The sequence below is a fragment of the Cryobacterium sp. CG_9.6 genome (assembly GCF_029893365.1).
GTDB lineage: Bacteria > Actinomycetota > Actinomycetes > Actinomycetales > Microbacteriaceae > Cryobacterium.
The window spans coordinates 2,621,643-2,633,237 of sequence record NZ_JARXUZ010000001.1 but is presented as its reverse complement, the minus strand read 5'-3'; the positions used below and the strand labels follow the sequence as shown (position 1 = coordinate 2,633,237).

The window sequence follows — 11,595 nt, the reverse complement described above, 5'->3', positions numbered from 1 at the left end:
TCCAGACCAGTTGGTTGCACTCTGGGCATTCAATCTGTAGCATCTTCACGAGAATCCTTCCCATCGCCGAATCGTGGTGATTCATCCGACACTTCCACCATACGTCGGTCTGGGCCACGCGGTCTTCTCCCGCTTGGGGGATAGCGGTAGAGCATCTGACGACACTAGACTGCCGGTTTTATGCCTGGCCGAATCTGCTCAGATAACCCACGCGGGCACGACACACGTGCGTGGCCATGAGCTGCTTGGCCCGGTCCGAATCTCCGGCGTCGATGGCGGCCATGATCGGTCGATGATCGTCCCACAGTCGCTTGCCCCGAGAGTGGATGTCGGCCGCGTAGAGCCATTCAATCTTGCGTGAGATCTGACGAAGCAACAGGGTCAACGATGCACTCGCGCTGAGTTCAGCCAGTCCCAGATGAAACTGTCCGTTCAGCTCCGGCAGCGTTTCGAGAGAATCGGTGGCTACCGCCCTGTCGCCGGCATCGAGAATGCCAGCAAGGCGGCGGCGGGTCGGCGCCCAGTCCGAAAACGGTGCTGCGGCGGAGAACTGCGCGCGCGACCGTTCTGCCGCCCGCCGAGAGATGGCGGATTCGAGGACCTCGCGAATGGCAAAGAGGTCGTCGGCGTCGGCCACCGGAATCTCGCAGACTCGCGAGCCCACGTAGGGCGTGGACTCGACGAACCCTTCCGCCTCGAGGGCGTGCAGGGCTTCACGCACCGGAACCCGCGAGGTGCCGTAGGCCGTGGCCAGTGCGGTCTCCGTGATGCGACTTCCCGGTGCAAGGGTACCGAGAACAATGTCGGCGCGAATGGCGTCCTGCACGCGAAACGGCGGGAGGGAAATGGGGTCAGTGGGCGAAGGCAGCACCGGGTATTGCTCCTAGGAGTTCGTGGGTATAGGCGTCGTCGGGTGCCAGGAAGATCTGGTTCACGTCACCGTTCTCCACCACTTTGCCCGACTTCATCACCACCACATTATGCGCAATCTGCCGCACCACGGCGAGATCGTGTGTGATGAAGAGATAGCTGAGGCCGAGGCGCTGCTGCAGGTCCTGGAGCAGGGACAGAATCTGCTCCTGCACCAGAACGTCCAGGGCCGAGACGGCCTCATCGCAAATGAGCACCTGCGGTTCGAGCGCGAGAGCGCGCGCAATGGCGACCCGCTGTCGCTGCCCGCCGGAGAGTTCGTTCGGTCGACGCTGCGCCACCGCACGCGAGAGAGCCACCTGATCAAGCAGCTCGGCCACCCGCGCACGCCTGCTGGCCCGGTCGCCCACGTGAAAAATGCGCAGGGGCTCATCGATCAACCGCTCGATACTGTACGTGGGATCAAGCGACGCGTAGGGGTCCTGGAACACGGGCTGCACCATGCGGCGGAGCGCCTTGCGGTCCCGGGCATGACTGGCCGAGATGCCGCGGCCAGCCACGAGGGCTGTACCGCTGGTGGCGCTTTCCAGGCCGAGGATGATGCGGGCAATGGTCGTTTTCCCTGACCCCGATTCGCCCACGATCGCCGTGGTGGTTCCCCGCTGCACCGAGAAGGACACATCATCGACGGCGCGCACCAGGGAACCGCGCTGTCCGCGCAAAGCGAACTCCTTCACCAGGTTCGCCACGGCAAGAATGGGCGGTGAGTCAGCCACCGGAGGCGCGGCGAACTGGTCGCGCGCCACCACGGATGCGACGCTCAGCGGCCCGGAGTCGGGCGGCGTTCCGAGCGTCGGTGCCGCGGCGACGAGGCGCTTCGTATAGTCCTGCTGGGGGGAGAGCAGGATTTCCCGGGGTGTGCCCACCTCAACGATCCGTCCCTCCGACATAACGATGATGCGGTCCGTTCTGTCGGCGGCCAAACCCAGGTCGTGGGTCACAAACAGCAGCGTCGTGCCCCGCGCATCAACCAGGGTCTGCAAATGATTGAGAATCTGTCGTTGCACGGTCACATCAAGAGCCGAGGTGGGTTCGTCAGCGATGAGCAGCTCGGGTTCGCCGGCCAGCGCGATAGCAATCAGCATGCGTTGGCGCATTCCGCCAGAAAACTCATGCGGGTACTGTTTGGCCCGTCGCGCGGCGTCGGGAATACCGGCCTCGGTCATCAGCTCGATCACCCGTTCCGTGCGAGCAGCGCGGGTGCGTAGCCCGTTACGTTCACCGTTGCTCGCGAGAGCATCGCTGATCTGAGCCCCCACCTTCATGGACGGATTCAGATTTGCGGCCGGGTCTTGCGGCACGAGAGCCACTCGACGCCCACGGATGCCGCGCATCCGCTTCTCGGTCGCCGACGAAATTTCAATCCCCTCAACGTGGGAACCGAGGTGAATGTGCCCGTGGGTGATCTGGCCGTCCCCGGGCAACAGACGCAGGAGGGCGCCCACGATCGTGGACTTGCCGCTACCGGACTGGCCCACAATGGCCACGCGCTCGCCGCGACGCAGCTGGAAGCTGACGCGGTGCACCACGGGTCGAGGGTCGGCGCCGAAGGACACTTCGAGGTCCTGAACGTCCAGCAGCACCGTTCCGGGGCCGGTCGTGGTCTCGTCGGTGGTCGCGGTCGAAGTGCTGGCGGTGGTTCTAGCGTCCTGCGGCATAGCCCTGTGCTCCTCGGGGGTTCGCGGCGGCCTGAAGCAGGCCGGTCTCGGGGTCACTCGTCACCGACGAGAGCCGACCGAGTGACCAGTCACCCGCTCGGGTAATCAGGTGGCCGTGCTGTTCAAGGTTGGCAATCACGGCCTCGCCGAGGCGGTCCTCCACCACGGCGCCACCCGGTGTCCAGGTGCGGGGCCAGAACGAGCCGGGAAACGATGTCGTGTGGAAGGCCGGCGCATCGATCGCCTGCTGTGGGGTGTAGCCCCCCACAATGGTGCGCAGTAGATAAAGCAGTTGCCACTGGTCCTGCTGGTCGCCGCCGGGGGAGCCGAGGGCCGCCACGGGGACGCCGTCCTTGAGCACGAGCGTGGGCGTCAGCGTGGTGCGCGGGCGCTTCCCGGGTGTGAGCGTGGAGGGTGATCCCGATTCGAGCCAGGTCATCTGCAGCCGTGAACCCAGGCAGAATCCCAGTTCTGACATGGTGGGGGAGGACTGGAGCCAGCCGCCGGACGGTGTCACCGAGACCATGTTGCCCCACTGGTCCACCACATCAATGTGGCACGTGTCGCCGCGCATCTCTCCGGTGGGCATGGTGATGGCTTCGCCAGCGGATGCCGCGGCCGGCGCTGCGACCGTGGGCTCGCCCACTCCGGCAAAGGTCACGTCTCCGCCGAGGTGAACGAGCGCGGGGGGAAGATACTCGGTGCGCATCGGCGGAGTGAAGGAAGTATGCCCCGCCAGCACCCCGGGGCGCCACTCGTGGGAGGCCTGATCGGTGATGAGCGCTCGTCGAACGGTGGCATAGCTGCTCGAGAGCAGTACGTCGAGGGGAACATCGCCGTCACCGTAGTACGCATCGCGATCCGCGAGTGCGAGCTTTTCGGCCTCGATGATCGTGTGCACGCCGAGCGCCGTGGAGGGGTCAAGATGGTCGTCATCGAAGCCCTCCAAAATGGTGAGCATCTGCAACAAAACCGGTCCCTGGCCCCAGGCTCCGGTCTTGGCGATCGTGTGGCCGCGGAAGGTGACGGTGGTGGCGGGTTCAACGGATGCCTGAAAGGCTGCGATGTCTGCAGCGGTCATCACCCCGGCGTGGTCTGTGCCGGTGGAGTGGCGGTGCGGAGTCTGGTTGAACTCGGCGATGGCCGTGGCAACGAAGCCGTCACGCCACTGCTCGCGGGCCGCATCGATGCGATCCTCGCGGCGGGGTCCGGCCGCCTGGGCGGTTTCGATCAACCGGCTCAGGGTTCTGGCCCACGGCTCATTGGTCACGAGCTCGCCGGCGAGGGGAACGCGACCGTTCGGCATCCACTGCGCCGCCGAGGTGGGCCAGTGCTCGGTGAACAGCTCGGAGACCGTGGCGATGGTGTCGCAGACCCGGCCGAGGATCGGGTGGCCGGCGCGGGCATAGCCGAGGGCGAAGGCGAGCACGGCGTCGAGTTCCCAAGTGCCGTAGTCGCGCAGGAGCAGCAGCCAGGCATCGACTGCTCCGGGAACGGCCGCCGCGAGGGCCCCGGATCCGGGGACCAGCTCAAGTCCCTCGTTGCGGTAGTGGGCCACGGTGGCGGCGAGCGGCGCCGGTCCCTGACCCATGAGCACGAGGGGAACGCTCGGCTCGGCTGCGGTGGCGAAGACTCCCGTGAGATCGCCGCCCGGTCCGTTGAGGTGCGGCTCGACCACCTGCAGAACGAACCCGCCCGCGACGGCAGCGTCAAAGGCATTCCCGCCGCGTTCGAGCACGGCCTGCGCCGTGGCCGTCGCAATCCAGTGGGTGGATGCGCTCATGCCGAAGGTGCCCTGCAGTGTGGGACGCGTGGTGAAGGTGGTGGGGGTGGTGAAGGTCACGGCGGCTACTTTCGGCTTGCGTTGGTGGGGTCGAGGGCGTCGCGCAGAGCGTCGCCCACAAGATTGAAACCGAGGCAGATCACGGCGATGGCGACACCGGGAAAAATTGCGGCGGTGGGCGATCGAAAGATGTACTGCTGGGCATCGGACAGCATAATGCCGAGGCTGGCCGTTGGCGGCTGGATTCCGAGCCCGAGGAACGACAGCAGCGCCTCACCGATCACGGCGACGGGCATAATGACGGAGGCCTGCACGATGATGGCCGAGGCGCAGTTGGGCAGTACATGCTGGAAGATGACCCGCAGCCCCGAGGCGTTCATGGTGCGGGCACCGAGAACAAAATCGGTCTCCTTGATGCGCAGCGTTTCGCCACGCACCACTCGGATCATGGTGGGAACCTGGGCAACGCCGAGGGCGATTGCTGCATTGGTGAGGCTCGGGCCGCTGATAGCGGAGAGGCCAACAGCAATGATCAGAAAGGGGAAGGCGAGCGTCACGTCGGTGAGGCGGGAGATGATGCCGTCGAGCCAGTTCCAATACCCGGCGAGGAGCCCGAGGGGGGTTCCGATCACCACGGCGAGGGCTACGGAGAGCACGCCCACCTGGAGCGACACGCGAATCCCGAACAGCATGCGGGAGAAGATGTCGCGGCCCAGGTCATCCGTTCCCATCAGGTAGCCCACGGTGCCCGGCTGCTGGAAGGGTGCGTTGAAGTTCACCTCACTGGGTCCGTGGGGCGCGATGAGTGGGGCGAGAAGGGCGGCGAGCACCACGACGGCGAGCATGATTCCGCCGGCCATTCCGAGCGGGTTTCGTCGCAGCGAGCGCCAGAGTCGACCACGATCGCTGCCCAGGTCGTGGGTTGCGAGGGTGATGGTGTTTGTGCTGGTCACGAGGTTCTTCCTCCCACTCGGATGCGTGGATTGACCACGGAATACAGGATGTCGACGGCGAGGTTGATGAGGATGTATCCAACGGTGATGATGAGCACAACCGCCTGGATCACCGGGTAGTCCCGTGTGAACACGGCGTCGAGGGTGAGCTTGCCGAACCCGGGGAGCGCGAAGATGCGCTCGGTCACGACCGCGCCGGAAATCAGGCCGCCGAGCTGCAGCCCCACAATCGTCACCACCACGATGAGCGAATTGCGGAGGCCGTATCTCACCAGTACGCGACTGCCGCTCAGTCCCTTTGCCTTGGCCGTGCGCACGTAGTCGGTCTTCATCGTTTCGATCATGGAGGCTCGGGTCTGCCGCATGATTACAGCCGCAAGCCCGGTGCCCAGAATGATGGCCGGCAGTGTGAGGTGATAGATGGCGGTGAGCGGATTCTCGGTCATAGGGACATATCCCGAGGCCGGGAACCAGCCGAGCGTCACCGACAGGTAGAGGATGGCGAGAATCCCCAGCCAGAAATTGGGTACCGACAGTCCCACGAGGGCTAAACCGTTGGCGATCCATTCGGGCCATCGTCCGCGATACCGCTCGGCGATGACGCCGAGGATGACGCCCACGATCACGGCCACGATAATGGCATACGTGGCCAGCCACAGCGTCACCGGCAACGTCGTGGCGATGAGATCGGCCACCGGTGCACCGGTGCGGGTGGAGTTGCCGAGTTCACCGCGAGCCATGTTGCCGAGAAAGGTGAGGTACTGCGTGATGAGAGGTTCGTTGAGGCCGAGTTGAACCCGGATGGCCTCGACGCGTTCCGGAGTCGCTTCTTCTCCCGCCATGGCGAGGGCCGGATCACCCGGCAGCTGGCGCACCCCCACGAAGACCACGAGCGACGCCAGAATGAGCGTGATCGCGGACTGCCAGAGCCGAGTGATCAGGTAGTGGATCATTCTGCGCTACTGGCCTTCCACGAACGCGACGTCGCTCAGGTGCACCACGCCGTCGGCGAAGGTTTCAATTCCGGCAATGCTGGTGGAGTACGCGGTGAGACTGCGCTGGCGGTAGAGGTACACCACGGGGTTGTCGTCCTGAACCTGGGCCACCGCCTCGCCGTAAAGCGCGGCGCGATCCGAGACGTCGGTGGTGGCGGAGGCATCCGTGAGAAGGGTATCCACGTTGGCGTTGCTGTAGCCGGAATAGTTGTTGCTGCCGCCGGTGGAGAGAAAGTTGAACATGTTGCCGTGCGGGTCAACCCGGCCCGACCAGCCCAGCTGCAGGGCGTCAAAGTCTCCCCGGGTCTGAACGTCAAGAAGAGTGGAGTACTCCACGGGGGAGATGGTCAGTTCAAAGCCGCCATCGGCAACGGATGCCTGCAGCGCCTGAGCGAATCGCAGGGTATCGGGGTTGTTGCTCACGAGCATGTCGATCGCGTAGGGCTGTTCGACTCCGGCGGCAGCTAGGAGTGCCTTGGCGCCCTCCGGGTCGTAGGCGGGGCAGGCCTCGCTTGCGTTTGAGGTGAACGGGCTTGCCGGGGAGACCGGGGAGCAGGCGGGCTCGTACCAGTCGTTGAAGACGCTACTGACGAGGGCCTCACGGTCCACCGACATGGAGAGTGCCTCGCGGATGGTGGCGTCCTGCGCCAGGGGTGTGTCAATCGTGCCGGGCGTGGTGCCGATGCCGTCGGTGTTACCGATGTTGACGGTGATGCCCTGGTAGCCAAGCGAACCAACCTGGAGGATTCCCACTCCCGGTTCGGTCATCAGCGCATCGACGTCTTGGGGTGAGATGGAGTCGGCAGCCTGCACGTCACCGGAACGCAGGTTTGCGGCACGAATATTCGAGTCGGTCATGATGCGGTAGGTGATCGTGTCGAGGTGAACGTTGCCGGCGTCGTAGTACAGGGGATCGCGTTCAACGGTGATCGAGGTCTGCGGCACCCGCTCCACGAACTTGAACGGCCCGACGCACACGGGGCTGTCACCGAAGGCGTCGCCGGTGGTGGCGAGTGCCTGCGGGGACATGATCATGCCGGCTCGGTCGGCCAGGGCGGCCGTGATCGGGGCAAACGGTTCGGAGTAGGTGATCTGCACGCTGTCGTCGTCGATGGCGGCGACGTTGGTGATGGGGCCAAGTTCGCTCCGGCGGGAGGAGGCGGGCAGCGCGAGGTTGCGTTCGAGGGTGGTGGCCACGGCCTCCGCGTTGAAGGCGGTGCCGTCAGCGAAGACCGCGTCACTGCGCACGGGGATGGTGACCGTGAGACCGTCGGCGGAGAACTCCGGCAGCTCGGTGGCGAGCTGCGGCACAATATCGCCGGTGGCATCGATGTCGTAGAGCTTCTGGCACACGGTCTGCATCACATACCGGGTGTACAGCGACGACGACGTTGTGGGGTCGAGACGGTCGGGTTCGGCAGACAGGGCCATGACGAAATCGCCGCCCTCAATGATGGTCTGGTCGCCGATTGGGGCGCTGGTGACGTCCTGGCGTGATGACGAATCGGGTGCTGCCTGCAACTGCTGGGCCTGGCACGCCGTTGTGGCGAGCACGAGACCCGCTGCGAGCGCGGGGAGCCAGAGGCGACGCGCGGAACGGGGGAGGGAGGGAGACATGAACATCCAATGATCGGCGAATCACAGCTTTGTTAGATTGAATACAATCATTCACATATTTCATCGTTTGTATACCTTTGTTACGATCTTGTTAACCGATCGTGGGAATCGATCCGGTGTGTGGAGCGGTGGTGTCGGTGGTGTTCGGTAGCCTCGCAAGCGCGGGGTAATTCGTCCGCGCCCGACGCAAGGAGACCGCGTGTACCTGCTCGACCCCACGACCGTTGTGTACTCGGCCAGTGACCTGAGCGCGGCGGCGCAGTGCGAATGGGCGCTTATGCGCAGCCTTGACGCTCGTCTGGGGCGTATCGATGCAGTGGTCGGAACCGAGGACGCCATGCTGCGCCGTACGGCCGAGCTTGGCGACGAGCATGAGCTGCGCATGCTCGCGCGGTTGCGTGCCACGCACCGGGTTGTGGACATTTCTCGGCCCGCACGCGGTGACGATCCCCTGCACGCCGTGCACGAGAGCGACGCGGCACTGCAGAGCGGTGCCGAGGTGGTCTACCAGGCCGCCTTCTTCGATGGGCGCTTTCTCGGCTACGCCGACTTCATCATTCGCGGCGACGACGGCACGTATGAGGTCTATGACACCAAGCTGGCCCGAACGGCGAAGGTCACCGCCCTGCTGCAGCTGGCGGCGTACAGCGACCAGTTGCTGAGGCGGGGACTGGCCGTGGGAGACCGGGTGCACGTTGTGCTCGGCGATGGTCGCACGAGTTCGCACCGCCTGCAGGACATCCTGCCCGTCTACCGACAGCGCCGAGAGCGCCTGGAACGTCTGATCGACGAGCGCGTCGCCGCGAACGGACCCACCGAGTGGAACGACCCCCGCTACAGTGCGTGCGGTCGCTGCCAGGCCTGTGACGAGCAGGTCACGCTGCAGCGCGATGTCTTACTCGTGGCCAACCTGCGGTTAGGTCAGCGTGCGCACCTGCGGGCCGCCGGCATCACCACCATCGAGCAGCTGGCCGGGCGCACCGCGTCCGTGGATGGAATGTCCGACAGCGCCCTCACTGCTCTGCGAGAACAGGCCCGAGTGCAGATCGAGAAGCCCACGGGTGGGCAACCCATCGTCTGGGAGGTGGTGAATCCCGCGGCGCTCGCAGGGCTCCCCGAACCCGATGCCGGTGATATCTTCTTCGATTTCGAGGGCGACCCGCTCTACTCAGAGATCGCCCTCGGTGATTCGGCTGCCACGGAAAACATCGACAACGCGGGGAGTGCGTGGGGCTTGGACTACCTGTTCGGACTCGTTGAGCCCGACGACTCGTTCCATGCGTTCTGGGCGCACTCCTATGCCCAGGAGCGGATGGCGCTCCTCCAGTTTCTCGAGTGGGTCGAGGCGCGCCGCGCTCGGCACCCCGGCATGCATATCTACCACTACGCGCCCTATGAACGCACCCACCTCCTCACGCTCGCGGCGCGCCATGGGGTTGGCGAGCAGATCGTGGACGATCTGCTGCGCAATCGGGTTCTGATCGACCTTTATCCGGTGGTGCGTCAGGGACTCCGTGTGGGCAGCCGTAGCTACTCGCTGAAAAAACTTGAGCCCCTGTATATGGGTGTTGATGAGCGCGAGGGCGTGGCTAACGCGGCCGACTCCATTGCCGAATACGTTCGCTTTCGGGCGCTAACGGCGGCGGGAGACACGGCTGCCGCGGCCGTCGTTCTCGCGGACATTGCGCGGTACAACGCCTACGATTGCCGCTCCACACTGCGCCTGCGTGATTGGCTGCTTGCTCGGGCTCGCGAGAACAACGTGCCGCTGGCAACCGCCCGCGACCTCACCCTGGACGTGGTGTTGCGCGAGCCTGACCCGGTGTACCTCGAACTGACGGCTCTGCTCGGGGATGTGTCACCGCGGGAGCGCACGCCCCACCAGACCGCGTTGGCGCTGGCCTCAGCGGCCATTGATTACCACCGCCGGGAGCAGAAATCGTTCTGGTGGGATCACTATTTTCGCCTCAGTTCACCGGCCGACGAGTGGGCCGACACGCGTGACGTTCTCATCATCGAGTCGGCCAGCGTTGCCGTGGGGTGGCATCGAGAGGGTCGCCAGAAGCTCGATCGGCGGTTGCTGCGCGTGTCGGGAACCCTCGCTCCGGGCAGCTCGCTCAAACCGGGGGACCAGCCATTTCTCCTCTACGACGCGCCGTACCCGAACATCCCTCGCGGCAGTGACCCGCGCGCGCGCGCGGCGCACAACAAAGCAACGATCGTGGAGGTTACCGACGCGTTCGACTACCTCATCGAAGAGGTCCTGCACGCGGATGCCCCGCAGCACGACGAGCTGCCCGTCGCGCTGACGCCGGGAACGCCACCGCCGGCTGGCACTCAGGTTGACGCGATCTCCCACTGGGGCCGCACCGTGCTTGAGGCACACCCGGAGCCCCTGGCCGATGCCGCATTCGACATACTGCGTCGCTCGGCACCGCGCACGGGCGCACTTGCGCCGGTTATCGACGGTGATGTGCAGACCGCTATTCGCACCAGTCTGCTTCGAATCGACCGCTCCTACCTCGCCGTGCAGGGTCCGCCCGGAACCGGGAAGACCTACGTGGGCTCGCGGGTCATTGCCGATCTCGTGCTGAATCACGGCTGGACAGTGGGTGTTGTTGCTCAGTCACATGCCACGGTGGAAAACATGCTCAAGGCGGTATTGGCAGCTGGCGTTGACGCGGATCGGGTGGGGAAGAAACCGAGAAAGGGCGAGGAAAAGCTGCCCGTGCCGTGGACCGCTCTTGACGCCGCCGGCTTCGTGCGGTTCACCGGGCAACAGGGTGGTTATGTCGTGGGTGGCACGGCCTGGGATTTCAGCAACGCCACCCGAATCCCGCGGGGATCTCTCGACCTGCTCGTCATTGATGAAGCCGGTCAGTATTCCCTCGCGAGCACCATCGCGGCGGCGGTGTCGGCCCAGCGCCTGTTGCTGCTGGGCGATCCGCAACAGCTCCCTCAGGTGAGCCAGGGCACGCACCCCGAACCGGTGGATACGTCGGCCCTCGGCTGGCTCTCCGACGGCCACAACGTGCTGCCGAGCGAGTTCGGTTATTTTCTGGCCACCAGTTGGCGCATGCACCCGGCCGTCTGCGCGCCGGTTTCCGTGCTCTCCTACGAGGGCAAGCTGCGCTCGCATGACTCGGACCGGTCGCTCGCGGGAGTGGCTGCGGGCCTCCATCCGGTGCCCATCGAGCACCGCTCCAATTCAACGTCGTCTCCGCAGGAAGCGGCGGCCGTGGTGACCCTCGTTGGCGACCTTGTGGGCCGAGCCTGGACATCCGCTGGTCGCACCGCGCCGCTGGAACAGCGCAACGTCATCGTTGTTGCGCCCTATAACGCGCAGGTGGAACTGCTGCGGGCAGCGCTCGGCGTGGCCGGCTTTGCCGGTGTTGCCGTGGGCACGGTCGATAAGTTTCAGGGGCGGGAGGCGGCCGTGGCCATCGTGTCGCTCGCGGCGTCCTCAGCCGAGGAGGTGCCACGCGGTCTGGAGTTTCTCCTCCTGGCCAACCGGCTGAACGTCGCCATCTCGCGGGCGCAGTGGGCGGCGTACGTCGTCTACTCGCCCGCGCTCACGGACTACCTACCGCGAACCCCGGCGGCCCTGGCTCAGCTGAGCGCATTCATTACGCTGGTGAGCCCGAACGCAGAATGAGTGA

At 65.3% G+C, this 11,595-nt stretch carries 7 protein-coding genes; 1 reads left to right on the top strand and 6 read right to left on the bottom strand.

Translation table 11 applies throughout. The features are described 5' to 3' along the window. Window positions 1-178 precede the first annotated feature (178 nt). Genes H4V99_RS12080 through H4V99_RS12055 form a run of 6 tightly spaced genes read right to left on the bottom strand, consistent with a single transcriptional unit; the run spans window position 179 to window position 7,936 of the window. Entirely contained in the window at window positions 179-871 is a 693-nt protein-coding gene (locus tag H4V99_RS12080; protein ID WP_280678611.1) for a GntR family transcriptional regulator, read from the bottom strand. Further along, a complete protein-coding gene (locus H4V99_RS12075) occupies window positions 852-2,588 on the bottom strand; it encodes an ABC transporter ATP-binding protein (protein ID WP_280678609.1) in 1,737 nt (578 codons plus the stop codon). The genes H4V99_RS12080 and H4V99_RS12075 overlap by 20 nt, the downstream gene beginning before the upstream one ends. Further along, the gene (locus H4V99_RS12070) at window positions 2,572-4,431 is read right to left on the bottom strand and encodes a gamma-glutamyltransferase (protein WP_280678607.1); all 1,860 of its coding nucleotides are present in this window, start codon (window positions 4,429-4,431) and stop codon (window positions 2,572-2,574) included. The genes H4V99_RS12075 and H4V99_RS12070 overlap by 17 nt, the downstream gene beginning before the upstream one ends. 5 nt (window positions 4,432-4,436) lie before the next feature. Beyond that, the gene (locus H4V99_RS12065; RefSeq protein ID WP_280678605.1) at window positions 4,437-5,324 is read right to left on the bottom strand and encodes an ABC transporter permease; all 888 of its coding nucleotides are present in this window, start codon (window positions 5,322-5,324) and stop codon (window positions 4,437-4,439) included. After that, window positions 5,321-6,277, bottom strand: coding sequence for an ABC transporter permease (locus tag H4V99_RS12060; RefSeq protein ID WP_280678603.1), 957 nt, complete (start codon window positions 6,275-6,277; stop codon window positions 5,321-5,323). Before H4V99_RS12060 ends, H4V99_RS12065 begins: the two co-directional genes overlap by 4 nt. Before the next feature lie 6 nt (window positions 6,278-6,283). Continuing rightward, window positions 6,284-7,936: an ABC transporter substrate-binding protein gene (locus H4V99_RS12055; protein ID WP_280678601.1), complete on the bottom strand. Its 1,653-nt coding sequence runs from the start codon at window positions 7,934-7,936 to the stop codon at window positions 6,284-6,286. Window positions 7,937-8,135: 199 nt separating this feature from the next. Here H4V99_RS12055 and H4V99_RS12050 point away from each other — a divergent pair, with 199 nt between their 5' ends. Then, entirely contained in the window at window positions 8,136-11,591 is a 3,456-nt protein-coding gene (locus tag H4V99_RS12050; RefSeq protein ID WP_280678599.1) for a TM0106 family RecB-like putative nuclease, read from the top strand. Window positions 11,592-11,595: the final 4 nt, after the last annotated feature.

Excerpts from the sequence above, each read along its gene's own strand:
- H4V99_RS12075 (WP_280678609.1), bottom strand. The coding sequence starts at position 2,588 with ATGCCGCAGGACGCTAGAACCACCGCCAGCACTTCGACCGCGACCACC.
- H4V99_RS12060 (WP_280678603.1), bottom strand. The coding sequence starts at position 6,277 with ATGATCCACTACCTGATCACTCGGCTCTGGCAGTCCGCGATCACGCTC.
- H4V99_RS12055 (WP_280678601.1), bottom strand. The coding sequence starts at position 7,936 with ATGTCTCCCTCCCTCCCCCGTTCCGCGCGTCGCCTCTGGCTCCCCGCG.